The 24275-nt window shown below is 59.4% G+C and carries 20 protein-coding genes, 1 other RNA gene and 2 pseudogenes; 6 read left to right on the forward strand and 17 right to left on the reverse strand.

Annotated features, from left to right (window positions below):
• The first annotated feature begins 22 nt into the window (after positions 1–22).
• Positions 23–1393 carry a DUF1329 domain-containing protein gene (locus ACY4LX_RS05215; protein ID WP_149657682.1) on the forward strand — a complete coding sequence of 457 codons (1371 nt, stop codon included), beginning with the start codon at positions 23–25 and terminating at the stop codon, positions 1391–1393.
• A 22-nt stretch (positions 1394–1415) separates the two neighbouring features.
• Here ACY4LX_RS05215 and ACY4LX_RS05220 read toward each other — a convergent pair whose 3' ends face one another.
• The 3 genes and pseudogenes from ACY4LX_RS05220 to ACY4LX_RS05230 form a co-directional block, all read right to left on the reverse strand.
• Entirely contained in the window at positions 1416–1844 is a 429-nt protein-coding gene (locus ACY4LX_RS05220) for a hypothetical protein (protein WP_463259360.1), read from the reverse strand.
• Positions 1845–2277: 433 nt separating this feature from the next.
• Positions 2278–3141, reverse strand: coding sequence for a methyl-accepting chemotaxis protein (locus ACY4LX_RS05225; protein WP_463260566.1), 864 nt, complete (start codon positions 3139–3141; stop codon positions 2278–2280).
• Positions 3142–3183: 42 nt separating this feature from the next.
• Positions 3184–4197, reverse strand: a pseudogene (locus ACY4LX_RS05230) (methyl-accepting chemotaxis protein); the annotation flags it as partial.
• A gap of 262 nt (positions 4198–4459) precedes the next feature.
• Between ACY4LX_RS05230 and pmrG the strand changes: the two are divergent.
• Entirely contained in the window at positions 4460–5131 is a 672-nt protein-coding gene (gene pmrG, locus ACY4LX_RS05235; RefSeq protein WP_149657679.1) for a lipopolysaccharide core heptose(II)-phosphate phosphatase PmrG, read from the forward strand.
• 22 nt (positions 5132–5153) lie between these two features.
• Entirely contained in the window at positions 5154–5987 is an 834-nt protein-coding gene (locus ACY4LX_RS05240; protein WP_149657678.1) for a phosphatase PAP2 family protein, read from the forward strand.
• 216 nt (positions 5988–6203) lie between these two features.
• On the opposite strand, the gene ACY4LX_RS05245 is transcribed toward ACY4LX_RS05240, so the two are convergent.
• The gene (locus tag ACY4LX_RS05245) at positions 6204–7643 is read right to left on the reverse strand and encodes an ArnT family glycosyltransferase (protein ID WP_463259361.1); all 1440 of its coding nucleotides are present in this window, start codon (positions 7641–7643) and stop codon (positions 6204–6206) included.
• A 241-nt stretch (positions 7644–7884) separates the two neighbouring features.
• Between ACY4LX_RS05245 and ACY4LX_RS05250 the strand changes: the two genes are divergently transcribed.
• Positions 7885–8859, forward strand: coding sequence for a metallophosphoesterase (locus tag ACY4LX_RS05250; RefSeq protein WP_463259362.1), 975 nt, complete (start codon positions 7885–7887; stop codon positions 8857–8859).
• A 12-nt stretch (positions 8860–8871) separates the two neighbouring features.
• On the opposite strand, the gene rimJ is transcribed toward ACY4LX_RS05250, so the two are convergent.
• From rimJ to ACY4LX_RS05275, 5 genes are all read right to left on the reverse strand, one after another.
• Positions 8872–9438 carry a ribosomal protein S5-alanine N-acetyltransferase gene (rimJ, locus tag ACY4LX_RS05255; protein ID WP_149657676.1) on the reverse strand — a complete coding sequence of 189 codons (567 nt, stop codon included), beginning with the start codon at positions 9436–9438 and terminating at the stop codon, positions 8872–8874.
• A 57-nt stretch (positions 9439–9495) separates the two neighbouring features.
• Positions 9496–10518: a sensor histidine kinase gene (locus tag ACY4LX_RS05260; RefSeq protein WP_463259363.1), complete on the reverse strand. Its 1023-nt coding sequence runs from the start codon at positions 10516–10518 to the stop codon at positions 9496–9498.
• 9 nt (positions 10519–10527) lie between these two features.
• Positions 10528–11988, reverse strand: a complete 1461-nt coding sequence (locus ACY4LX_RS05265) for an ATPase domain-containing protein (RefSeq protein ID WP_149657674.1) — start codon at positions 11986–11988, stop codon at positions 10528–10530.
• Positions 11985–12419 (reverse strand): hypothetical protein, encoded by a 435-nt coding sequence (locus ACY4LX_RS05270; RefSeq protein ID WP_463259364.1) that lies wholly within the window; start codon positions 12417–12419, stop codon positions 11985–11987. Before ACY4LX_RS05270 ends, ACY4LX_RS05265 begins: the two co-directional genes overlap by 4 nt.
• 248 nt (positions 12420–12667) lie before the next feature.
• Positions 12668–14074, reverse strand: coding sequence for a DUF2252 domain-containing protein (locus ACY4LX_RS05275; RefSeq protein WP_463259365.1), 1407 nt, complete (start codon positions 14072–14074; stop codon positions 12668–12670).
• A 32-nt stretch (positions 14075–14106) separates the two neighbouring features.
• Here ACY4LX_RS05275 and ACY4LX_RS05280 point away from each other — a divergent pair.
• Positions 14107–15210, forward strand: a pseudogene (locus ACY4LX_RS05280) (type II toxin-antitoxin system HipA family toxin); the annotation flags it as partial.
• Positions 15211–15279: 69 nt separating this feature from the next.
• Here ACY4LX_RS05280 and ACY4LX_RS05285 read toward each other — a convergent pair.
• A complete protein-coding gene (locus tag ACY4LX_RS05285; RefSeq protein WP_463259366.1) occupies positions 15280–15648 on the reverse strand; it encodes a DUF6124 family protein in 369 nt (122 codons plus the stop codon).
• Between the two features lie 518 nt (positions 15649–16166).
• Here ACY4LX_RS05285 and ACY4LX_RS05290 point away from each other — a divergent pair.
• Entirely contained in the window at positions 16167–16865 is a 699-nt protein-coding gene (locus tag ACY4LX_RS05290) for an NYN domain-containing protein (RefSeq protein WP_463259367.1), read from the forward strand.
• Positions 16866–16918: 53 nt separating this feature from the next.
• Here ACY4LX_RS05290 and ACY4LX_RS05295 read toward each other — a convergent pair whose 3' ends face one another.
• The 7 genes from ACY4LX_RS05295 to ACY4LX_RS05325 all read right to left on the reverse strand — a co-directional run bounded on the left by ACY4LX_RS05295 (position 16919) and on the right by ACY4LX_RS05325 (position 24202).
• A complete protein-coding gene (locus ACY4LX_RS05295) occupies positions 16919–17380 on the reverse strand; it encodes an isochorismatase family protein (protein ID WP_463259368.1) in 462 nt (153 codons plus the stop codon).
• Positions 17381–17464: 84 nt separating this feature from the next.
• Positions 17465–17862, reverse strand: a transfer-messenger RNA (tmRNA) gene (gene ssrA / locus ACY4LX_RS05300).
• Positions 17863–17957: 95 nt separating this feature from the next.
• A complete protein-coding gene (locus ACY4LX_RS05305; protein ID WP_133838462.1) occupies positions 17958–18236 on the reverse strand; it encodes a hypothetical protein in 279 nt (92 codons plus the stop codon).
• 212 nt (positions 18237–18448) lie between these two features.
• A complete protein-coding gene (locus ACY4LX_RS05310) occupies positions 18449–21259 on the reverse strand; it encodes an FAD-binding and (Fe-S)-binding domain-containing protein (protein ID WP_463259369.1) in 2811 nt (936 codons plus the stop codon).
• A complete protein-coding gene (locus tag ACY4LX_RS05315) occupies positions 21256–21927 on the reverse strand; it encodes a LutC/YkgG family protein (protein WP_149657655.1) in 672 nt (223 codons plus the stop codon). The genes ACY4LX_RS05310 and ACY4LX_RS05315 overlap by 4 nt, the downstream gene beginning before the upstream one ends.
• Positions 21927–23381, reverse strand: a complete 1455-nt coding sequence (locus ACY4LX_RS05320) for a LutB/LldF family L-lactate oxidation iron-sulfur protein (RefSeq protein WP_149657654.1) — start codon at positions 23379–23381, stop codon at positions 21927–21929. The genes ACY4LX_RS05315 and ACY4LX_RS05320 overlap by 1 nt, the downstream gene beginning before the upstream one ends.
• Positions 23378–24202 (reverse strand): (Fe-S)-binding protein, encoded by an 825-nt coding sequence (locus ACY4LX_RS05325; protein WP_463259370.1) that lies wholly within the window; start codon positions 24200–24202, stop codon positions 23378–23380. The genes ACY4LX_RS05320 and ACY4LX_RS05325 overlap by 4 nt, the downstream gene beginning before the upstream one ends.
• Between the last annotated feature and the right edge of the window lie 73 nt (positions 24203–24275).

The following is a 24275-nucleotide window of genomic DNA, read 5'->3' on the forward strand; positions in this document are numbered from 1 at the left end:
CGAGTTATTTCGGAGAACCTCCATGTTCACACCTCGACTGACCAAGACCACGCTGGCGCTGGTCCTGAGCCTGGCGGCCGGCAGCGCCCTGGCCGCCATCACGCCCCAGCAAGCCCAGCAACTGAAAACCACACTGACGCCGCTGGGCGCCGAACGCGCCGGTAACGCGGCCGGCACCATTCCGGCGTGGGACGGCGGCATCACCCAGGCTCCGGCGGGCTACAAGCCAGGTCAGCATCACCCGGACCCGTACGCGGCGGACAAGCCGCAGTTCACCATCACCAAGGCCAACCTTGAACAGTACAAGGCCCACCTCAGCCCGGGCCAGATGGCGCTGTTCAACAGCTATCCCGACACGTTCCAGATGCCGGTCTATCCGTCTCGCCGCTCGGGCTCGGCGCCGCAATGGCTGTATGACAACACCTTCAAAAACGCGACCTCGGCCAAGCTGCTCGACGGCGGCACCGGGTTTGCCGATGCCTATGGCGGCGTGCCATTCCCGGTGCCCAAGGACGGGATCGAGGCGCTGTGGAACCACATCACCCGTTATCGCGGCACCTACGTGGTTCGTCGTGCTTCCGAAGCACCGGTGCAGCGCAACGGCAGCTTCGCGCTGGTGACTTCGCAGCAGGAAGGGCTCTTCAACTATTACCGGCCGGGCGGGCAGTTCGCCGACCTGAAAAACATCCTGTTCTACTACTTGGCCTTCGTGAAAAGCCCGGCCCGGCTGGCCGGCGGTGCAGCGTTGATCCACGAGACCCTCGACCAGCTCAAGGACCCGCGCCAGGCCTGGGTCTACGACGCCGGCCAACGCCGGGTGCGTCGCGCGCCGAACCTGGCGTATGACACGCCCATCGCCTCGTCCGACGGCCTGCGCACGGCGGACGATACCGACCTGTTCAACGGCTCGCCGGACCGCTACGACTGGAAGCTCAAGGGCAAGCAGGAAATTTACATTCCTTACAACAGCTACAAAGTCGGCAGCCCCGACGTGAAGTACGCGCAATTACTCACACCCGGCCACCTCAACCCGCAATACACCCGTTATGAGCTGCATCGGGTCTGGGTAGTCGAAGGCACGCTCAAACCCGGTTCGCGGCATATCTATTCCAAGCGCGTGCTGTTTCTGGACGAGGACAGCTGGGGCGCCGCACTGGTCGATCAATACGATGGGCGAGGGGAGTTGTGGCGGGTGTCGATGGCCTACCTGAAAAACTTCTACGACCTGCCCACCACCTGGAGCGCGCTGGACGTCTTCCACGACTTGCAGGCGCGCCGCTACTACGTGCAAAACCTGGACAACGAAGAACCCGCCACCGTGGACTTCACCCAACCGGTGCCGGAGGACGCGTACTTCATGCCGTCGGCATTGCGTCAGCGCGGGACGCGGTGAATGGGGGGGAGCGTAAGCTGAGTTACTCCGGCATCGAGCGGAGGATGTCCGCCAAATCGTCCCGGGTGATTTGATTGGCCTTTATGGCGGCGGCGACATCTTCCTTGGACAGGGGGAAGCGTTTGAACAGGTCCTTCAGCGTATCGGCGTCGATGTTCGATAGCCAAAGCGGATCAATCAAAGCGCCGCCGTATTTCGGCTGCATCGGCACTTCTTCGTGGGCGATGACGCCTTTGTGGTTCAAGTAAACCCAATAACGATCGAATCCTTCGGGGTAGCTTTTATCGTAATAAAGCGTGGTTCCGAGGGGCAGCACGTAGTCATGTTCATCGCCGTTGCGCCCTTCGATCAGAAGAGGTTCTGTGGTTTTGATCATGTGCCGGCCATAGGCGCTTGAGACGTTGCTCAGCACGACGGCTGCCAGCACGGCGATATTCACCAGCACCAACACGGCCAGGCCTAGGTAGATTCGCTTCTTGGTAGACATTGTCATGACACGCCTTGGGATTTCTTCGAGCTTAGCGGGTGCCGGGCTGGGGAGGGTAGTCGTCGGGTTTGATGTTGGCTATCAGGGCCTCTTCGCGGGCAAGCCTCGCTCCTACAGGATTTACGTCGACCACGTTGATCGTTCCCACGCTCCGCGTGGGAATGCAGCCCGTGACGCTCTGCGTCACATGCCGAAGCGGACGCGGAGCGTCCATTGAGGCATTCCCACGCGGGAGCGTGGGAACGATCAGACAGGATTTGCGTCGACCACATTGATCGTTCCCACGCTCTGCGTAGGAATGCAGCCCGTGACGCTCTGCGTCACATGCCGAAGCGGACGCGGAGCGTCCATTGAGGCATTCCCACGCGGGAGCGTGGGAACGATCAGACGGTGAATGTCAGACCCGGAAGTGGCTGACCATCTGCTGCAACTGACCACCCAGGCGTGCCAGTTCAACACTGGACGCGGCGGTTTCGTCGCTGGCGGCGGCGGTTTGTTCGGAGACGTCGCGCACGTTGATGATGCTGCGGCTGATCTCTTCGGCCACGGCGCTTTGCTGTTCGGCAGCGGCGGCGATCTGCTGGTTCATCGACTGGATGTTGGACACCGTGCGGGTGATGTTTTCCAGGGACACGCCAGCCTTGCGAGTCAGGGCGACGCTGCTGTCGGTCAGGGCGCGGCTGTTGTTCATCACCGCCGACACTTGTTGCGTGCCGTTCTGCAAACCGGCCACCAGGCCTTCGATTTCTTCGGTGGATTTCTGCGTACGTTGGGCCAGGCCACGGACTTCGTCGGCCACCACGGCAAAACCACGACCGGCTTCACCGGCACGGGCCGCTTCAATCGCCGCGTTAAGCGCCAGCAGGTTGGTCTGTTCGGCCACAGCCTTGATCACGTCCATGACGCTGCCGATCTTGTCGCTTTCCTGTTGCAGCACGCTCATGGCTTCGGTGGAACGCGCCACTTCAGTGGCCAGGCGTTCGATCTGGGCGATGGCTTCGTTGACCACTTTGTCGCCGGCGCGGGCTTCGCCGTCAGCGGCGGCGGCCGCCTGGGAGGCTTCTTCGGCGTTACGCGCGACTTCCTGCACCGTGGCCGTCATCTCGTGCATCGCGGTGGCCACCTGATCGGTCTCGATCTTCTGGCTGTTGACCCCGGCGCTGGTTTGTTCGGTCACGGCGGACAACTCTTCGGCGGCGCTGGCGATCTGGGTGACGCCGTCGCGGATGCCGCTGATCAAGTCGCGCAGGGTCACGCCCATGCGGCCGATGCCTTGTTGCAACACGCCGAGTTCGTCGCGGCGGGTGACTTTGACGTCCTGGGACAGGTCGCCGCTGGCGATGCGGTCGACCACGGTCATGGTTTCACGCAGCGGGCCGGTGATCTGACGGGTGATGACCACGGCGGCAATCACGCCCACCAGCAACGCCAGCAAGGTGCTGATCAGTTGCAGGGTGCGGGCCTGGGCGCTTTCGATGTCACGACGGTCGATCTGGAATTGATAGAGCTTGTCGCTCAGGTCGACGATGGCGGTGCCCTGGTCGGTCATGTCCTTGCGCACGCGCACGGCGTCGGCAGTGGCGGTTTTGAACGCCAGCAAGGCGCTGCGGTAATTGGTCAGCGCGGTGTCCAACTGACGCAAGGCGTCTTGCTGGGTGTCGGCGAAATGCACGTTCAGGGGCTTGAGGCTGGCGATGGCCGCGTCCAGTTGACCGACGGCTTTTTGCTCGGTCTCGGCGTTGGTGGTGGCGGTGTAGCCGCGCACTTCGTAGCGGGCCAGCATGAACGCTTCCTTGGCTGCCGTAACGGCCTGGAACTGTTCGAAACGCTGATCGCTCAGGGGCATTTCCTGGACCCGCTTGCCGATCGTATTGATCAGCGTGTTGGCGGCTTCGGCATTCGCGCCCATGGCGTCGCGGGCGCTGTTACCGGTGCGGTAAGCGCTGCGCATTTCCTTGAGCGAGGCCTGATAAGCGGCGATGACGCCGGCCTGCTCCTTGAGCATTTTCAGGTTGTCGACATTTTTGAAACTGCCCAGCAGCGCGGTTTGTTGCGCGGCAAAACTGTCGAGCGTGGTTTGTACGTTCTGTGCGGCGGTTTCGTCGCCGTTGGTCAGCATGTATTGCAGGCGCACCACACGCAGCTTGGTCAGGCCGGCATTGAGCTGGGTGATGTCGCTCATCCAGTTGCTGCGGTCGATCAACCCGCCCAGGCTCGTCCAGCCGGTGAGGGCCAGGACGCAGGTCAGGGCCAGGACCAGGCCGAATCCCAGGCCCAGTTTCATATTCACGCTGATGTTGCCGAACCAGCTATTCATCACAATTCCTCCAGGAACGTTGCATTTCTCTATCGTCAGTTGGCTGGAAGATTGTTGTTTTTAGGTGCCAGCAAGGTGTGTCGCAGACCTGTATCGGCAGCATTGCCGAGAGCTGAAAGGATTTTGTCGGACAGAACCTGTAACAAGGTATTGGGTCGGTTTTCAGCTTTTTTTCACATGGGTTTCACTTGCCGGGGACGCTTGCCTCTCTACCCTCGCGGCATTTAGTGACAGGTGCGACATGTCGGCGAGGCGGCTTGATGTGGAAGTGAGACTGAGTCTGTTCGGGATAAAACGCTCGATTGATCTGAGCCGTTTGGCCCGTTATCGCAACACCTTGGTGGTGCTCGCCTCGGCGCTGTTGGTCATTCCGTTGACCTTCTGGCTGCTGGCGCCCGCCGCTGTGCCGGACCTGGCCCATGGCAACGTGGCCGGGGCCAAGGCGTTGATGTCCGGCTGGGCCAAGGGCGACATGATTGTGCTGGTACGCCACGTCGAGCGCTGCGATCACTCCACGGCGGCATGCCTGAGCGGCAACGATGGCATCACCGATCGCTCCCGTGGCGTCGCCGTGGAGGTGGGCTCGCATTTCGAACGCCTGGGCCTGGCCAAAGCTGATATTTATAACAGCCCGATGGTGCGCACGGCGCAGACCGCCGGCTACATGTTCAACTCGGTCAGTGCCGGTGAAGACTGGTTGATCAGTTGCAAGGGCACCATGCTGCGTGACGCCCTGGCGCATAAAGTGCCGGGCCGCAACCTGATTCTGGTGACCCACAGCGAGTGCATGACGGCGCTGGAAAAAAGCATGAACGTGTCGACGTCTACCTTGGGTTACGGCGCCTCGCTGTTCGTGTCGACCGAAACACCGCAAGCGCCCACCATTCTCGGTTACATCGAGGCCTCTGACTGGCGCTCGGTGACGACCCGATAATTTCCCTGACTCAGGATTTCCGATGCAGACGGCTTCTTCTAAGCGCTTTTATTGGGTGAACTTCGGCATTCCACTGGCCTGCGCGGCGGTGGTGTTCCTGATGTTCGATATGACCAACATCGACATTGCCTTCAGCAATCTGCTGTTTGACCCGGTCGCCCAGATCTTCCCGCTCGACAAGGTTCACTTCTTCGAGAAGCTGACCCACAAATGGGCGCGGATCATTCCGAACTGGACCGGTGAAGTTGCCGTGATCGGCGCGATCCTGTCGTTTGTCTGGCCACTGATCAATCCGCAGAAACACCCGCGACTCGGCGGTTTTCTGCAGCGCACTAAAGCGTTACCGGTGCTGCGCTTTGCCCGTGATCATCGGCGGGATTTTCTGTTCGTGGTGGTCGCGTTTGCCATTTGCACGGGCGTGATCCATTTCCTCAAGGCCCACACCAGTGTGTATTGCCCGATTGAGACGACCCTCTACGGCGGCAAACTCGCCCACGTGGAGTGGTACAACAACTTCCAGCTGTTCAAGGAGGCGGGCGAGGGGCGCTGCTGGCCAGGCGGGCACGCTTCGGGTGGCTTCACCATGCTCGCGCTGTACTTCGTGGCGCGCCGCTACCGCTGGCGCTATTCGAAAGCCGTGATGTGGGGCTCGTTATTGCTCGGGTTCATCTACGGCACCGCCCGGGTCCTGCAGGGCTGGCACTACATGTCCCACACCTTCTGGGCCGGGATCTTTGTGTGGCTGGCGTGTTTGCTGACGGCGCTGGCGTTTTATGGCCGGGCGCGGCTGGAGGTGCCGGTGTTGCAGCGACATGAGCGGGTGGGGCAGATGGCTGAGGCGCAGACTGTCGGCTGAACACGGTCCTGAATGACAAAAACCCGCCAGCCTCTGATCGAGGGTGGCGGGTTTTTTGTTGTCTGGATTGGGGGATGGTGGTGGCAGGGAGATTGCTTTCGCGGGCAAGCCTCGCTCCTACAGGGTTTGTGTCGCACACAACTTTTGTGATCGACCTCTCCCCTGTAGGAGCAAGGCTTGCCCGCGAAGAACGATAACGCGGCCTACCTGAAGGAATCACTCCCCGACAAAATAATACGGCTGCCGTCCTACCATCATGACCTTCAGCACCTTCAATGGCGCGACGGGCTCGCTTTCGCCAGACATCACCGCGACGTTGGTCGGCGATGCTTTCAGAAACTCATGCAACTGAGCCTCGGTGTCCAAGCCCTTGAGCACTTTCCGGGTGTAGAACACGGTCGCGCCGCCGACCCGTTCATTGGCCTGGAACAGGGCGACTTGTTGCCCATTGGCCTGTAGCGTTTGAATCTGCTCGGTCAGCGGCAGGAAGGACAGCGCGACATCGGCCCGTGGCATTGCCCATTGTGCGGCAGCCAGGTAGCTGGCGATCACCACGGTGAGCAAGCCGGCGGCCAAGCCCTGCCGGTGCCGGGCGATACGACCGATCAGGGTCGAGGCACCTTCGCGGGCCTTCAGCCTTTCAAACAGGACACGGGCATATTCCGCTGCAATCACCGCCGCGGCAGGCGTCATTGACATCAGGTACACCGTGCGTTTGCTCGACGCCAACGACAGCATGACGAACTGTGCCAGGATCCACAGGGTGAAAAACAGCAAGTAACGATTGGCCATCAGGCTTCTGCGAAAGTGCCACAACCCCAGGTACACCAGGATATTCCAGGGCAGGAAGGCTTCCGGCAGTTTGGCGAGGTAGTAGTAGAACGGTTCGTAATGCCCGGCTTCTACAAAGGAGCCGCTGAAACGGCCGACGCTGTTGGTCAGCAACACTTCGCTCACTGCATGTGTACCGCCGCGCTGATAGAGCACGGCGAGCCAGATCAGCAGGGGGATCAGCCCCACTAGCGTCAACAGGCCGGGGCGCAGCCAGTCAGTGATTTTCAGGCGTTTATCCATCAGGCTCTCGGCCAGCAGGAACGCGAAGATCACCACACCTGGCATCGCCAGGCCCAGCACGCCTTTGCTCAGGGTCGCAATGGCAATCCCGAGAGCGAACAGCAAGGCATTGCCGACCGTGGCATGTCGCTGTCCCTGGAAAAACGCCAACAGCGCCATGGTCACACCGAGGGCGAGCAAGGCGTCTTCACCGACACCCCGCACGTTGCTCCAGTAACTGGCCATGGTCGCCAGCAGGATCCCGGCGGTCCAGGCAATGGCTTTCGGCCGGCCGAACCGACGCAGCATCGCGTACAACAGCATCACGCTGAACAACCCGGCAAACGCCGATGCCAGTCGAACCGCCCACGGTGTGCCGCCGAATGCACGAATTGCCCCGGCGTCGAGCCACAGGCTCAGGGGCGGTTTCTCCAGAAAGGGTTCACCGAACAGGCGCGGCGTCACCCAGTCGTCATCCAGGTGCATTTCCATAGCGATTCCGGCAACCCGGGCTTCGGTGGAGCCTTGTAGCTGATGATTGCCAAGTGCGAAGAAAAACAGCAGACAGCCAAGCAGAAACAGCAACGGGGCAGGACGCGACATAAGGTTCTGGCTACCGGAGAAAAGGGGCCGAAAAGAACGGGCTGAAAAAAGTATACGGGGTGAATTCTTAACAAAGTGTGAACAAACGATGTGATCTATTACTGGCAGACGCCGAACCTGTTTTTCCCTTATGCCTGACTGGCCCTGCCAAGTGAGCTCTTGATTGAAACACACCCCAACTCCATTGCCGGCTGCAAGACGTGCCGCTCTTGGAAAAGCTGTTCGCAGGTCCGGTATTGCCTTGATCATCCTGCTGATCGCCGCAGCGATTGTGGGTTACTGGATGTTCACACCACCGGCGCCGTACGTGCCGTTGATTGACCTGGACCCTGCAGTCGTGTCGATGATTGCCTTGGGCGACCAGGGCAGCGGCGATCTGCAACAGTGGCGAGTGGGGCAGGCCATGGAGCGTGTCGCGGCCAGGGACGGGCGGCTGGACATGGTCGTGTTGTTGGGCGACAACTTTTATGGCAAATCGCTGACCGGCATTCACGACCTGAGCTGGCAGATGAAATTCGAGCGCGTTTATTGGGGCAAATGGCTCAGCCACGTGCCGTTCTACGCCGTGCTGGGCAATCACGATTACCCGGTGTCGCAAAAGGTCGAAGTCGAGTACGGTCGGCGGCACGAGGGCTCGGGCCGCTGGCAGATGCCGAGCACGTTCTACGTCAAGGATTTCGGCAACGTCGATGGACGCCCATTGGTGCGCATGGTGTTCCTCGACACGGCGGCGCCACGGGAATCCTTCCAGCAGCAGATCGATTTGCTTGACCAGGCCTTCCAACAACCGGGACCAGCGCCTGTATGGCGCATCGCGGCAGCCCATCACCCGGTGCGCAATCATGGCGAGCACGGTGAGGACGGCGAACTGGTCACCCTGTTGTTGCCCGCCCTGGAGCGCAACAAGGTCGACGTGTTCCTGGCCGGGCACGATCACAATCAGCAACTGTTGTTACGCGCCGCTGAGCCCGCCTGGGTGGTGTCCGGGGCTGGCGGCCAAAAACTCTACGCCGTTGGCGCCACTGCGCTGGACACCTCGTTTGCCAATGCGCACGCAGGTTTTGCCAAACTTGACTTCAATGCGAGCCAACTACGGCTGAACTACTACGACGACCGAGGCAATCTTGAAACCGGTTTTCTTTGGGCCAGGGATTGTCAGTGGATGGCCAAAGGGTGCTTGTTGCCCGATGTCGCGCAACAGATCGTCGCGCAATAACACGCTCAGTGTTTAACGGAATTGGGCATGTGGTGCCGAGTTGATCAACGCCGTCAGTACATGATCCTGCCAGCGCCCGGCGATGCTCAGGTACGCCTTGGCGTAGCCCTCACGCTCAAATCCCAGGCGCTCCAACAGCCGCGCACTGCGTTCATTGCCCGGGATGTAATTGGCCATGATCCGGTGCAGTTGCTGTTCTTCGAACATGTAGCGGATCCCCGCCTCCAGCGCTTCCTGCATCAAGCCGCGGCCCTGATGGGCTTCGTCGATGTGGTAGCCGAGATAGCAGGCCTGGAATGCGCCGCGCGTGATGCCGCTGAAATTGCAGGCGCCGATCATCTGGCCGTTGTCCGGGTCGAGCAGCGCGAAGTGCACCGCCAGGCCGGCGGCAAAAGCGCTGGCCTGCACTTCAAGGCGCGGGCGGGTGCGTTCAGGGCTGTGGTAATCGGCGGGACGAATCGGTGACCAGCGGGCGAGGTGTCTTTGATTGCGCCGGTAGAAGTCGCTTTCCAGCGACGCCTGTTCAGGGTCGAGCACCGCCAGCGTCAGGCGTTTGCAGGGCAGGGACAACAGCGGCATACAGCGCTCCGGTACGCGGGGATCGTCGCGCAAGCATTACGCGGTCAGCGGAAAAACTCAAACCACCAGCGGCAATGTCACGATAAAAGTACTGCCCTGGCCATCGCCGTCGCTCATGCCGACCACCTTGCCGCCGTGGGCTTCCACCAGCTCGCGCACCACCGTCAGGCCGATGCCCAGGCCGGCGCCATTGAAGCCGATGGCATGCACGTCTTGCACAAACGGCTCGAAGATAAACGGCAAGGCCTGGGCGGAAATACCAATGCCGTCATCGCAAATGCTCATTTCCAGCACGTCATCCTTGGCGGTGACGGACAGCGTGACATTGCCCCCGGCCGGTGTGTACTTGGCCGCGTTACCCAGCAGGTTGCCGAGGATTTGCGTGAGGCGTACCGGGTCGCCGTCCACCGACAGCGCGCACGCGGGCAGTTGGGCGTTGAAGTGCAAGTGACGGGTGTTCATCACCGGGCTGCACACTTCGATGGCGCCCTGGATGATTTCCACCATGTCGACGATCTGGCGATCAAGGCGCAGCTTGCCGGTGCTGGCGCGGGACACGTCGAGCAAGTCGTCCACCAGCCGCGACATGTGCTGCACCTGGCCTTCGATCAGCGCCTGCATGCGCGGCAGTTCTTCGGCGGGCACTCGTACCAGGCGACCGGCGATCATGCTGATGGGCGTCAGCGGGTTGCGCAGTTCATGGGCCACCAGGGTCAGGATGTTGCGTTGCTGCGCCAGCGTGTGTTCGGCCGAGGCTTGCAGGTTTTGCGCGCTGAGGGCGGCGATCACCAATTGTGCATTGGCCTCGCGCATCTCCAGGAACAGCCGTTGCTCTTCTTTCGAGCGCTGGGGTTTTTCCGCATCGGTTTGCGCCAACAGCACCGCCAGCACCAATTGCTGATTGGCTTCGACCAGGTGCTCGATTTGCTGGGCATCCACCAGTCGATTGTTGGTGTCGTTCAGTTCTTTTTGCAGCGCCGTCAGCACCGCACGTGCTTCCACGGTTTTCTGGCCGAGCAGGAACAACTCAAGCGCGGCGGTCGCCATCGCTTGTGCGTTCGTGCCAGTGGCCTCAGTCATGGTCCTTGTTTACACCTTGTCCTGGAGGGTGGGCCGACGGGTTGGCCGGCCACCGAGCAAACCTTCCTGATCCGGCAGCATCTCGCCGATCTGCAAGCCGTCATCGTCGATGCGGTACAGGCGCAGCTCATCGGAGTGCGCGCTGGCGCGGACCTTGACCACGGCCATGATGCGCAGCAAGCGGCTCTGCACTTCGATGTAGCGCTGGACGATGATCGCGTCGGTGAGGAACGCCGTGCCGTAAGGGCTGAAACGCAGGTCGGTGTAACGGTCTTCCAGCTCCGAGGTCATCAATACGCTGACCCCGGCACTGGTCAGCGCGGTGACCATGCGCGACAGCGACTCGCGAAAGTCCTCGCGGAAGGTCGGCGCCAGCGCCAGTTCGAAGCCCGACAGCGAATCGATCACCACGCGGGTGGCTTTGAGTCGGTCAATCTCGCTGAGCAGCAACTGGACGATTTCATCGATGGACAGGTCCGGCGCGCGGCTGTCGACTAAACCGACCTGGCCGCTCTGGATCAACCCGGCCAGCGTAGCGTTTTGCGAGTGATTGGGCCGTTGCTCGAACACCGCGATTACACCGGTTTCGCCGTTACGCGCGCCTTCGGCGAGGAAGGTCGCGGCCAGAATGCTTTTGCCCGAACCCGACGGCCCGGCCACCAGCAACGAATAACCCCGGGGCAAACCGCCGCCGAGCATGTCATCGAGCTGCGGCACGCCCATTTTCAGGCGTTTGATCGGGAACTCCAGCGGCGCTTCAACCGGGTTGAGCGGGGCGGGGGCGAAGACCTTGATACCCGACGAGTCAATGCGGAAGGTGTGCAGCCCCGGCAAGGTCGGCTGGCCGCGCATCTTCATGATTTCCATCTTGCGCACCATCGAGTTGCGCTGAACGCTCTGGCGCAGCCAGATCAGGCCATCGGCCACGGTGAAAATCGGGTTGGTGTCGGTTTCGGTGAAATATTCGCCAATCAGGAAGGTCGTCGCCTGCCAGGTGGTCATCAACATGCCCAGTTGCTGAACGAACTGCGGCAGGTTGTTATTGGGGTTGTCCTGGGTCTGGCTGGCCAGCACCACGGAGCGGAACGAGTCGACAAACACCAGTGACGGAGAGTGGGCCTCGACCTCACTGACGATGCGCCGCAGCACCTCGTCCAGATTCCCGGCCAGGGTATCGTCGGCCAGGTTGATGTAGCGGATCGACTGGTTGATCGCTTCGGCATCGAAAAAGTCGAATTGCTGCTGGTAGCGCAGCATCTTCAGCGGCGGCTCGCCGAGTACGGTAAAGAACAACGCCGGGCGTTCAGGCGTTGCCAGGGCAAACATCATCTGATGCGCCAGGGTGGTTTTGCCACAGCCTGGAGGACCCGCAATCATGTTGAACGAAAATTCCGGCAAACCTCCGCCCAGCACCTCGTCCAGGCCTGGCACGCCGGTGGCCAGACGGTTGATAGTTACTTTGGTGCTCATGGCGAATTTTCCTGCGAAGGGGTGTCGCTCAAAGAAGGTTTCCACACGCCACGAAGCAAACGTGCGGTGAGCGAGGGCCCGATCAGCGTGGTCAGCAATTCATAGAACGTGGTCAGCAGCACTTCACCGAAAAACAGTGCATCGACTTCGCTTTGCTCGACAAGTACGGAGTTGAGGGCAATCAGATCCAGCGCGGCCTGCACACTGTCATAGGTGCCGGCCAGACGCGGATGAGTGGAGGCGCAGAGGTGGAGGCTGCGACGATAGAGCGCGACAACCCCTTGCTGGCCGATGATGGGCGTGAGGGCTGCGTTCATATCCTGCAAGGTGGAAATGATCGCCTGGGCGATGCTTGCAGTGTCAGCGTTGGGACCAACACGGTGCGCCAGAGAAGCTACGATCTGGCGGCTCTCTTCGCTTAGCGTGGACATGGCTAACTGATATCTGATTGACAGGTGCCGATGGTACACCGAATACGGGGGTTGGAAGTGATTTGCATCAACGATATTAAGCGCCCGGAAACAGGGCGTTTCGTGGCTTGCCAGTCAATTGCCAGGCAAAAAAAAGCCCGCGGGAGGGCGGGCAAACCGTAGTTTCTTGAATGAGCGAGGGCACTGTACCGGTTGGTGCGGGGCGAATGGGTGAAGAAAAATTCATCTGCGTGGGCCCATCGCAAGGATTAGGGCAAATGGTCTGCCGCAAAATCCGCCTCCGAACGCGCCTGCAAGCGGCCCTTGCGACAGGCCTTCTGAAACAGCTCGAAGTCCTGCTCGTTCTGCCTGGCATAGCCTTTGGCGTACTTGAACAGCGCATCGGCCAGCGCTTCGCTTTTGCCGATGTAACCGCTGACCTGCGCGGCGTGGCCTGACGATTTGGCGTGGGCCCGGGCCAGGGCGCGGCCACAGGTCCTGGCGTAGGCGGCGAAGGTTGGTGCATCAAACGTCTCGATTTCCGCCGAGACTTTCATGTCCCGCAGCTGACGCACATAAAAGTACCGGCCACTAGGCCCGGTGGTCCAGCCGAGAAACAGATCGCTGGCCGATTGCATCAAGCGCTGGCCATTCACCACGCGCTGTCCCTCGTGCTGCACTCGCGGCTTGGTCTTGACGTAACCGGCGAGCACCGAGCGTCGCGCTTCCTTGAATTGCAGGAACAGCGGGTTCTCCTGTTCGTCGGTCAGCAGCGCCACCAGGCAACGCGTGCCGACACTGCCCACGCCCACCACTTTGAACGCCATGTCGTGGGCATGAAAACGCGACAACAGTTCACGTCGATCCGCTTGCAGCGTTGCCCGATAGTCGCCCATGAACGTCTCGTAAAGCGGCTTCCAGTCCGACAGACGCAGCCAGTCATCATCGGCATCCAGCAGCGTGGTGTTTTTATGCAGGTGGAAGATTTCCGGCAAGTCATCGCGAATCGTCAGACGGCCATTGGCGTCACGTTCGCAGATTTTCGGCAGCAACTCCGCGTGGGAGCGTCGTTCGGCTTTCTCGATGGCCCGCTCCACGTGTTCCAGGGTGGCTTTGCTGGCTTGCTCCAGCAAGTCGTCATAGCTGATGGACTCGTACCAGGTTTCCATCGCGCTCTGTTCGGCGCACTCGACCATGGTTTTCTGATAGGCCGCGACCACCTCGCGGCACACCGCTTCCTCAACCGTTTCGCCGTGCCGCAGGTCCTTCGCGGCGATCAGGAAACTCGCCACCAACCGTTTAAGGTCCCACTCCCAAGGCCCGGGGTGCGCTTCGTCGAAGTCATTGAGGCTGAACAGCAGATTGCGCTCGGGCGTGGCGAAACCGCCGAAGTTCATCAAGTGACTGTCACCGCAGATCGGCGAGATCAGCCCCATGCTGGAGGTGCCCGCCAGGTCATGGGCCTGGAGCAGGGCGTTGCCGCGATAGAAGGTGAACGGGGAGACCAACATGCGGCCGTAGCGCAACTCGACCAGCGATTTGATGCGGCCCTCGCTTGACGCCTTGATCAGCGGCAGCGGATCGCGATCGACGTGGCCGAGGGACGACTGGGTGTTGCGGGGGCAGGTTCTACGCGCGTCCTTGCCTTGCTTGAGGCGGTCTTTGAGGGTGGTCATGGGGGCTCGGTCGGTGAGTTTTTGGAGGAAGCGCATCTCCCAACATGGCCATCAGCCTGTCGATGCCCGTTCGAGCTGACGAGTTTCGTCGCCGAGACCTGCACCCGATCTTTCAGATGAATCTGCCGGAAGGGTATGTGCTGGAACAATTGCGTAATCGTCTGGCTAAAACCGTAAACGTCGATCCGATGTTGCTGCTGGCTCTTTCCGGTAGCAGTTCGCCTATTGGCAGGGTTCAGGTGCGTTCCGAAGCGGTCGATGTTTTGCTTGGCGGACAGCAATTTCCAGGTGAAAAACTCGAAGAGATCCTGAGCTGGGATGGGACGGAAGATATCTTCGCCGGCCTTCTTGATCGCTACATCCTGCGGGCTGGTATTTCGGGTGTTCAGCCCAAGGTGCTGGTGCCGGAGCAGCAGCAAACCGAGTTGCCAAGGGTGACCTCGAAAACCTCGGACTTGATCATCAAAAGTGGTCGGGACGAGTTTCCCGGACTGGCGATCAATGAATTCCTGTGCATGTCCATCGCCAAGGACGCCGGCATTCCCGTGCCAGAGTTTTACCTCTCTGATAACGCCAGGCTGTTTGTCATGCGCCGCTTTGACCGAGACGAGCAGCTCAATCCAATTGGCTTTGAAGACATGGCGGCGCTGATGGGGCTTTCGGCTGATCAGAAGTACAGCAAAAGTTATGCGGCAATTGCTAAAGCAATCCGGTTGTTTTGTCCGGCGCAGCATCATCGATCCTCGCTTGATCAACTCTTCGATAGCGTGGCCTTAAGTTGCATCGTTGGAAACGGTGACGCTCACTTGAAGAATTTCGGCTTGCTCTACTCAGACCCTACGCAACGCGATGCGCGGCTGGCGCCGGCATACGACATCGTCAACACAACCGCTTACATCCCCGAGGATGTTTTGGCGCTGGATCTTATAGGTAACAAGTCAATGTTGGCCTCGCGGCAAGGACTGCTGGAGTTCGCGCAGAATTGTGAGATTGAACGCCCCAAAGAACGTATTCAGCGGTTGCTTGCTTCTGTTGAACGCGTGCTTGAGCGTTATCCTCAGCATAAGGAAAAGGCGCCCCACGTGGTGAGCGCCATCCAACAGTCTGCGGCGCCCTTTTCTTTGACCTTTGGGTAGTGTTGATCTCAAAAGCGACGGAGGCGTCAGCATTAAAAGGGCGACTTCAATGAAGTCGCCTACTCAGTATCAGACCGGTTCAATCCTGGACTCGCGCGAGCGGATGTTTTCCAGCGCCTGCTTGACCAACAGCTCAACCAAGGCAGTCAGCCGCTGAATCGTAAGTAACACGTTGCGATCGGGCCTTTCGGACTGGGCTGCCAATTTGGCGGACATGAACGTCAACACGGCGAGGTTCTGACTGGCGTGAGTGAGCAGGGTATGCGTGTCGATGTCCGGGTTGACGGCGAAAATATTCTGCGCCGGAACAGATCGTGTCGGGTTGCTCTGGCGAGCGCTGACGCGGCGCTGGATTTCTTCGGATATTTGGGTCAGGTCGAGCGCATTGGATTCTGGAAAGTTCGGATTTTTAATCAAGGTCAGGCGGGGCTTTTTCATGGAAGAACTCCGGAAGGTTGGGGATCCCACGCTTTACGGCTTTGCAAAACCGTTCGCCGGGTTACAACACGAATGGGAAGTTATCTTCTCGGGCCTCCGCTCGATACTTCATGGAGTTCGACAGACCTTGAGGGAAATGTCCTAGGACGTGGTGAGTGGGTCCTTGTTAATACGGGAAATTGCTTCGCCAGCAGTTAATTGAGTGAAATGAAAAAAGGTGCATGCCCTTTTTCGCGAGTTTCGCCAAGCGTGGTGTTTCAGATGTGGATTTGTAGACCCTAACTACAGGCATTGGGCCTGATTCCTACAGGGTTTGTCGGTTGACGGAGAAGAGGCGCACGACCTAAAGTTCTCCCAACAGCTCAGCACAGCGTGCAGTCAATTGTTAGATCTGCCCAGCAGTCCTGGGCTTTTTTTCGCCCGTAGAAATCTGTGAAACGAACAGCAATCCTTATAGATGGGGATTTTTCTTTCAGAGAGTGATGTTTTTTACTCGGAAATATTTTGATCGGAGTCTGATGCTGACTGCTGAGCAGGTCGTTCAGATCATCAAAAAAATGGTGAATTATCACCTCGAAGATGATCAATCGGCTGGCAGGGAGCTTTATAGAATCTACTTTTACGATTGCCCTCCTCCTTCAAATCAGGTCCGTCTACCGATTATTCCCCAGGGGCATAAAACATCGGGTTACATGAATTTCAATATCCATGCCCCGTATCAGCTTCGACGTCAGCTGCATGCTCAACTCCGAATCAATCGTAAGACTGCGCTTCGGTTAGGGGAGTTAGCCAAAAATGGGGAATGGCAACTCAACACGCACTCGCTGAAAGCACTGCTTAATGGCGAAAGAGCTTGGAAAAATCTTACGAATGCTGATTTCCACTACAGGATCGAACAGAAGACTGTAGATACCAAGCTAGGAATGGATATCACCACTCTGGCGTTGGATAAGTTGGTCGATGTGATTGTCTTGGTGGCGGGCGATTCAGACTTCGTTCCCGCCGCCAAGCTTGCCAGGATGAAAGGCATCGATTTCGTGCTTGACCCCATATGGGCTAATACCACCGCAAGCCTCAGTGAGCACGTAGACGGTATCCGCTCCTTCGATTTGGTGCGGATTATTCAGCACGTGGTCAATACCGCGCCGGTCCATCAGCCACAGTGGTGGAACAGCAGCCAGATGTCGGCTAGGCCATCAGCGCCTTCAGATTCATAACTGCGTTTTTTATAGATAGTGTTGAGCGCTGGATCATTCGAGCGCAACGTCAATTAGAACTCACTCACCCTCACCGTGTGCCCAAAATGATGCTCCCAAAGCCGCACCCCCAACCCACCCGTCCGATCCAGCGATGAACCCACCGTCAAATCCGTAATCAACGTCGGCCGCAATCCCGCATCGAACAACGCAAACCCCGCCGCCAGGCAACAAGTCTCGGTCTGTAGCCCGCAGACCAGCACCCGATCCACCTTCAGGCTTTTCAAATACTCGATGGTTTCCGGTGACGGCGCATAACCGTGCTTGATGAAGATGCGATCAGCCTGGATCAGGCTGTCGTCGTCCGGCGCAGGGTGCCAGCCGAGTTGCTTCTGGAACGGGGTTTTGGATTCGTCGTGGCGTTCGACGGTGGCGACGCTGGGCAAGGTGCCGATGAGCGCCTGAATGCCGTCGATGAGCCATTGCGGTGGGGCGAAGCTGGGTTGGACGTCGATGATGAGGAGGGCTTGGCGCATTGGCTTCTCCAGGGAGGCGGCGATGGTTTGTCATACCCCAGATGCAACAAAACCCGCACTTGGCGGGTTTTGTTTTGCTTCGTTTGGTGGAGCCGGGGGGATTTGAACCCCCGTCCGCCAGTACTCCGCTGTCGGTACTACATGCGTAGCCGTATCTATTAAGTTAACCCTCAGCGACCCGAAGGGCAGGGTGCTTTGGGCGAGTTGTGTAAGTTTTAGCCGCTTCGTCCACAACGTACTGCACGGCGATTCTGTTCTATATGACAATCACTTTGGGTTTACAGACATCCCCTGGTGATTGCTGGACCCGAAGGTACCAGAAGCTCAGGATCTAAAGCTGCTTACGCAGCGAGAGAGAATTCCTGGCCGTAGGTTTCGTCATTGGCAACTATAAGAAGTTGCAACAGTGGATTTACGAGTTCTGTTACCAACTCGGCATGCACCTAAAGTTTCGCGACCGGCGTCGAATCCTAAACGGCCCCGTGCCTGTTGCTCGGTGAATCTTATTGAGCAACAGACGTGCGCAGTGTACGCCAACGCAGCTCAGAAGGCCAACCCGAAGGTTGGCCTCGACTGATTATGGGTTCGGTTCGTTGGACAGTTTGTCCGCACGGGACAGCGCCTGGGTGGCTTCGGTGACGCATTTCTTGTCATCGCCGGCGGCTTTTGATGCCTGGGCGCTGGCGAGCAATCGGTTGAGTTCCATCTTGGTGTTTTCGGACGTTGCCGGCAGTGACGTCACTTTGTCTTTGAGCTCTTGCACCTTGACGGTACAGAGGTCGTTGTCCGCAGCGAATACGGGAGAGGCCAACATTGCAGCGGAAATGAACAGACCAGCGAGTGCGGTACGTTTCATGGGTATCTCCTGAACGTTTGGTCTCGATGCTGAGGCGCTTAATGGCCGCCACGTCGAGTCAGTGATAAGCCTTGTTCTACCGGGCTTATACAAATGACTACGGAGACGTACAGGAATTCGGTTTTTTTAAAAAAGGCTATGAAAAACCGGTCATTCGGAGAAAAGAGCACTAAAAAGGGGCGCAATTGCCCCTTCTGCTTAGTGAAAATGCTTCACGCTGACTTGGCCTGGGTCACCCGATCCACCAGATAGACCAGCCCGTGGTAGTCAATGCCGCCGTGTTGCGTCAGCCCGATCTCACACGTCCGACTGGTGGAAATCCCCTCGCTGCAGTGCTGGACCGCGTCCTTGAGCGAGCGCAGCGAATGCGCGTTCAGCTCCGGCGTGGTAAAGCCCTTGTCACCGGCAAACCCACAACAATGAATGCCTTCGGGAATGACCACATTGTTGCTGCATTTACGTGCCAGATCGATCAGCGCCTGGCTCTCCCCAAGATGCTGGGTGCTGCACGTGAGGTGCACCGCGATGGGCGCATCCTGCGGGGTGAAGTCCAGTCGATCCATCAAATGCGTACGGATGAAGCGCACCGGGTCGTACAGATCCAGACGCACTTCGCCGAGGTCCTGAACCAGGCGCAAGGTGCAGGGGCTGGTGTCGCAGTAGATCGGATCGAGCCCGCCGCGGCTGGCGTGCAGCAGCGCGCCGATCAGTTCCTGGCGTTTGTGCTCGGCCTGTTCGGCGTAACCTTTGGAGGCAAATGGCTGGCCGCAGCAAAGGTTGTCCTGATTGTCTGGAAAGACCACTTGGTAACCGGCCTTTTCCAGCAGCCCACGGGTTTTGTCGTACAGCGACATCTGCTCTTTATCTCCCGCCGCCGGGCCCATTGCCCGTGAGACGCAAGCCGCCAGGTACACCACCCGCGGGCGTTCGTCCGACACGATCGGGCTGAAGCGAATGGCTTTTTCCGGTTGCGGCATCGCGTTGGTCCATTGTGGGACCTGGCCTTTGGATAACCGTGTCAATGTCGCCGACAGCTTGGCCAGCCGTGGCGCCCCCAACAGCATCCGCGCGCCATTGGCCACGTGCAGGGTGAAGCGCGCGCCTTGCAGTGCGGTGGCGAAATTTCCTTCCAGCCAATTGGCGGTTTTCGTGTGCGTCGCCTTACGGCTGCGCAGCTTTTTCACCAGGTCGCCGGTGTTGATTCCTACAGGACAACGTTGCGCACACAACCCGGTCGCGGCGCAGGTGTCGATGCCTTGGTATTCGTAAGCGGCTTCAAGTTCGCGGGTGTCGACACCGGCACGTTTCTTCGCCTGAATGTCACGCCAGATAACGATGCGCTGACGCGGGCTCAGGGTCAGTCCTTTCGACGGACAGACCGGCTCGCAAAACCCGCACTCGATGCACTTATCCACAATCTCGTCAGCGGCGGGCAGCGGCTTCAGGTGTTTGAGGTGGATTTGCGGGTCGTCGCTGAGCACCACGTCCGGGTTGAGAATGCCGTTGGGGTCGAGCAATCGCTTGAGTTGCCACATCAACTGATAGGCATCGCTGCCCCATTCCAGCTCAACGAAGGGTGCCATGTTACGACCGGTGCCGTGCTCAGCCTTCAGCGAACCACCGAACTCCACGGCCACCAGTTGCGCCACGTCATCCATGAACGCCTGATAGCGTGCGACTTCTTCCGGGTTGTTGAAGCCTTGGGTGAAGACGAAGTGCAGATTGCCTTCCAGGGCGTGTCCGAAAAGGATCGCTTCGTCGTAGTGATGTTTGTCGAACAACTCGATCAAGCGGTTCACGCCGATCGCCAGTTGTTCCACCGGGAAGGTCACGTCTTCGATGATCACCGTGGTCCCGGTTTTGCGCACCGCGCCGACTGCCGGGAAGGTGTCCTTGCGGATCGCCCAGAGCCGGGCGTTTTCCAGCGGGTCTTCGGTGAAGTCGACTTGTTTTTCCACCGGGAACGAAGCCACGGACGCCATGATCTGCGCCAGTTGTTCGCGCAACAACGTGGACGAGGCAGCGCGGGATTCAATCAGCAGGGCGCAGGCATTGTTCGACAGCTGCTGTACGAAAGCGGGCATGCCGGGTTTGTCCTGCACCGAGCGCAGGCTGCGGCGGTCCAGCAACTCCACGGCCGACACCGGTTGGCTTTTCAGCACGGTGACGGCGTTGCAGCAGGTTTCCACGTCCGGGAACACGATCAGCGCCGAGGCTTTGTTCGGGTGGTCGATCACTGTGTCGTACGTCACCGCGCTGATGAAGCCGAGCGTGCCTTCGGAGCCCACCAGCAAATGGCTCAAGATATCCACAGGCTCGTCGAAATCCACCAGGGCGTTGAGTGACAGGCCGGTGGTATTTTTCAGACGGTATTTGTGGCGGATTCTGGCAGCCAGTTCGGCATTGGCGCGGGTCTCGCGGCCCAACGTCGCCAGACGCTCCAGCAGTTCGGCATGGCTCTGGCGAAACGCCTCGACACTGTCGGCATCTTCGGTATCGAGTCGGCTGCCATCGGCCAGCACCAGACGAATGCCGGCCAGGGTGTGATAGGTATTTTGCGCCGTACCGCAGCACATGCCACTGGCATTGTTGGCGACGATACCGCCGATCTTGCAGGCGTTGATCGAGGCCGGGTCCGGGCCGATCTTGCGCCCGAACGGCGCCAACCACGCATTGGCCTGGGCGCCGATCACGCCGGGTTGCAGGCGGATTTGCGTGCCTTGGCCACGGATCTCGCGACCGTTCCAGTTATCTCCCAGCACGATCAATACCGAATCGCTGATGGCCTGCCCGGACAGGCTGGTGCCCGCCGCGCGAAAGGTCACCGGGACCTGATCCCGTTGCGCCAGTTTCAGCAGCGCGACCACTTCGTCTTCGGACTCGACACGAATCACCAGTTGCGGAATCAGCCGATAGAAACTGGCGTCGGTGCCGAATGCCAGCGTCGATAGCGGGTCGTCGAAACGTCGGTCCTGGGGTATCAGTTGCTGCGCATCACGCAGAAAAGTCGAGGGTAACGTCATTGATCCTCCAGGATCAGCACCACCAGGTCCTTTGGACCGTGGGCGCCGTAAGCCAGGACTTGCTCGATGTCGGCAGTCTTCGACGGACCAGACACCAGCAAGGCGTTGGTCGGCATGCCCTGGGCCCATTCGAATTCCTGCTGCACTTGATAGAAGTTGTCGCGGATTTCACTGGCCTTGAGCAGGGCGAAATGCACCGGCGGCACCAGGCTCATCAAACGCGGTTCTTCCCGCGTCGGCCAAAGAATCAGGCTACCCGTCGCGGCGATTGCGCCGAGTGTAGTCGTGAGGCTGGCCGGGGTGTCGTTAAACAGTTCGGCTTTCCAGTCTTCTATCGGGCGGTCGTAGGATTTGAGCGTCGGCAGGCCGGGATTGTTCGACCAGTGTTGAGTGACACGTTGCCCATGCGCTGTCGTCGGCGCGATCAACAGGCTCGGCAACTGACGATCTCGCAACAGTTGGGCTAACAACTCAGGCCAATCTTCGCCCGAGGTCAGATGGATTTCGGTGTGCACCGCTTCCATCAGTTTGCGCAATTGCGGGATGCGTTGTTCGGGCGTGTAGGTGTAAGGGGCGGTCAGTAGTTCGACGTCGAACTCGTCAGGCACCGGTGTCGTGCCGGTCAGACTTTTCCGCAATTTGCCGAGGATATTTTGCTTGGCGCTCATCAACGATCTCCCTGTTTGGCCAAGTGCTCGCGGGCCAGGTCATGCAGCGAGCGGGCAGCGGGTTTTGGTGCGCTGTGGTTTTGCGTCCACGGGCCGACATTGCTCGGTGCAAGCGCACGCAGGCGCGTGGCGAAGAAGCCGAACAAACGATAGAGCGTCGGCGAGCTGTTGAGTCGCGCCCAGGCGTTCCAGATAAAGCGTTCCTTGCGTGAATACTTGCTGCCCTGGCCGCGCATGACTTGATGCGGGCTGTCCGGGGCCTTGACGTTTTCTTCCCGCAGGCGCCGCAGCAGTGCCGGAATCGGAATTTTTACCGGGCAGACTTCACCGCAGGCGCCGCACAACGACGATGCACTCGGGTGATCCGGGACTTTCGCCAGGCCAACCATGTGCGGGGTGATGATTTTTCCGATAGGCCCAGGGTAAACCTCCCCATAGGCGTGGCCGCCGATTCGGGTGTAGACCGGGCAATGATTCATACAGGCGCCGCAGCGGATGCAGTTCAGGGTCTGGCGCAATTCGCTGTCGGCGAAGGCCTGGCTGCGACCGTTGTCGAGCAATACCAGGTGCACTTCTTGCGGGCCGTCAAGTTCATGCGCCTTGCGCGGGCCGGAGATCATGTTGACGTAGGTGGTGATGGGTTGGCCGAGGGCCGAACGAGTCAGCAGCGATAGCAGCGGGACGACGTCGCGCAGGTTTTCAACGACTTTTTCGATGCCGGTGACGGCTATGTGCACCGGCGGGACCGTGGTGGTCATGCGCCCGTTGCCTTCGTTTTCCACCAGCAGCAGGGTGCCGGTTTCCGCCACGGCGAAGTTGACACCGGAGACGCCGATGTCTGCTTCGAAGAATTTCTGTCGCAAGACTTTGCGACCGATCTGAATGAGTTGGTCAACGTCCTTGGTGTATTCCACGCCAAGTTTGTCGTGGAACAAGGACGCGACCTGACCGGCGTTCTTGTGGATCGCCGGCATAATGATGTGTGAAGGCTTCTCGTGGTCGAGCTGGACGATGTACTCGCCCATGTCCGATTCCAGGCATTCAATGCCTTGATCAGCGAGGAAATGATTCATCTCCATCTCTTCGCTGACCATCGATTTGCCCTTGATCACTTGCCGCCCCTCGTGAGCGCGGATGATCGATAAGACGATGCCGTTGGCCTCGTCCACCGTTTCCGCCCAGTGCACTGTCACACCGTTGCGGATCAGGTTTTGTTCAAGCAGCTCGAGCAGGTCGGGCAACTTGGATAACGCACGGGCGCGGACAGCATTGCCCAGCACTCGCAAATGTTCTCTTTCATGGGCATCGCTGAAAGACGCGGCCCGTTTTGTCATCAGTGAATCCATCGCGCTGCGAAAGTTATTTCGCAGTTGCGTGTCAGCCAAAGCCTCATGAGCCCGGCCGCGAAAATCTTCTTCCACGGCAACCGTAGGAATAATCGCGGAAGCGTTCATCGAACACCCCCGGTGCGTTGCCAAAGGAAACTGGCCAGATGTTGGCCGCGCAACGCTTCCTTTTGTTTCTCCAGAGAGCCGTTGATGTTCATCAGGCAACCGCAATCGGCACTGAGTACCTGATGCGCGCCGGATTCCTTCAGCGACCGGGTCTTGTCCGCCACCATAGCGCCGGAAATGTCTGGCATACGGACGCTGAAAGTCCCGCCAAAGCCACAGCATTCACTTTCGTGGCTGTGATCGACCCGCTCCACGTTGCCCAGTTGCGCCAGCAACTCGCGACCGTGCAGGTGAGTGTTCATCTCCCGGCGGGCTGAACACGAGGTGTGCAGCGCCACTTTTACCGGTGCGCCGCTGTCCTTGAGCTGCACCTTGCAGACAAACAGCAAGAACTCCGCCAATTCATAAGTCCGGGCTGCAAGCGCCTGAACCTGTTTCAACGTGTCCGGCTCGTCCTTGAACAAGTCGGCATAGTGCTCGCGCAACATGCCCGCGCAAGAACCCGACGGCACCACCACCGGGTAATCCCCGGCAAACAGCGCCAGTTGCGAGCGCGCCACGGTCCGGGCCTGTTCGGTGTAACCCGAGGTGTAGGCCGGTTGCCCGCAGCAGCTTTGCCCTTGCGGATACTCGACACGAATGCCTTCGCGCTCCAGCAGGTGAATCGCGTCCATCCCGGCTTCGGGGTAGAACAAATCCACCACGCAGGTCCCGAACAGGTACACCCGTGACGGTTTTTCGCCAGGGTATTGCCGAGGCTTGGGCAGTGGCGGGGCGACGCGGGTCGCGTTTGGCACCGCGTTGTAAAAAAGCTCGCTCATCAGGCGTGTCTCCGGGTGGTCCCGGTTATCCGTCTGAGGCTGCTGAATATAGAGAGAGAAGCTTTCAGCAGCC

The sequence above is a fragment of the Pseudomonas sp. Emmai genome (genome assembly GCF_055179735.1).

What these genes read in the sequence shown, in the direction of transcription:
- ACY4LX_RS05215 (WP_149657682.1), top strand. Translation starts at nt 23, where the DNA reads ATGTTCACACCTCGACTGACCAAGACCACGCTGGCGCTGGTCCTGAGC.
- ACY4LX_RS05225 (WP_463260566.1), bottom strand. Translation starts at nt 3,141, where the DNA reads ATGGGCGTGACCCTGCGCGACTTGATCAGCGGCATCCGCGACGGCGTC.
- ACY4LX_RS05240 (WP_149657678.1), top strand. Translation starts at nt 5,154, where the DNA reads ATGCAGACGGCTTCTTCTAAGCGCTTTTATTGGGTGAACTTCGGCATT.
- ACY4LX_RS05245 (WP_463259361.1), bottom strand. Translation starts at nt 7,643, where the DNA reads ATGTCGCGTCCTGCCCCGTTGCTGTTTCTGCTTGGCTGTCTGCTGTTT.
- rimJ (WP_149657676.1), bottom strand. Translation starts at nt 9,438, where the DNA reads ATGCCGCTGTTGTCCCTGCCCTGCAAACGCCTGACGCTGGCGGTGCTC.
- ACY4LX_RS05260 (WP_463259363.1), bottom strand. Translation starts at nt 10,518, where the DNA reads ATGACTGAGGCCACTGGCACGAACGCACAAGCGATGGCGACCGCCGCG.
- ACY4LX_RS05265 (WP_149657674.1), bottom strand. Translation starts at nt 11,988, where the DNA reads ATGAGCACCAAAGTAACTATCAACCGTCTGGCCACCGGCGTGCCAGGC.
- ACY4LX_RS05270 (WP_463259364.1), bottom strand. Translation starts at nt 12,419, where the DNA reads ATGTCCACGCTAAGCGAAGAGAGCCGCCAGATCGTAGCTTCTCTGGCG.
- ACY4LX_RS05275 (WP_463259365.1), bottom strand. Translation starts at nt 14,074, where the DNA reads ATGACCACCCTCAAAGACCGCCTCAAGCAAGGCAAGGACGCGCGTAGA.
- ACY4LX_RS05285 (WP_463259366.1), bottom strand. Translation starts at nt 15,648, where the DNA reads ATGAAAAAGCCCCGCCTGACCTTGATTAAAAATCCGAACTTTCCAGAA.
- ACY4LX_RS05290 (WP_463259367.1), top strand. Translation starts at nt 16,167, where the DNA reads ATGCTGACTGCTGAGCAGGTCGTTCAGATCATCAAAAAAATGGTGAAT.
- ACY4LX_RS05295 (WP_463259368.1), bottom strand. Translation starts at nt 17,380, where the DNA reads ATGCGCCAAGCCCTCCTCATCATCGACGTCCAACCCAGCTTCGCCCCA.
- ACY4LX_RS05305 (WP_133838462.1), bottom strand. Translation starts at nt 18,236, where the DNA reads ATGAAACGTACCGCACTCGCTGGTCTGTTCATTTCCGCTGCAATGTTG.
- ACY4LX_RS05310 (WP_463259369.1), bottom strand. Translation starts at nt 21,259, where the DNA reads ATGACGTTACCCTCGACTTTTCTGCGTGATGCGCAGCAACTGATACCC.
- ACY4LX_RS05315 (WP_149657655.1), bottom strand. Translation starts at nt 21,927, where the DNA reads ATGAGCGCCAAGCAAAATATCCTCGGCAAATTGCGGAAAAGTCTGACC.
- ACY4LX_RS05320 (WP_149657654.1), bottom strand. Translation starts at nt 23,381, where the DNA reads ATGAACGCTTCCGCGATTATTCCTACGGTTGCCGTGGAAGAAGATTTT.
- ACY4LX_RS05325 (WP_463259370.1), bottom strand. Translation starts at nt 24,202, where the DNA reads ATGAGCGAGCTTTTTTACAACGCGGTGCCAAACGCGACCCGCGTCGCC.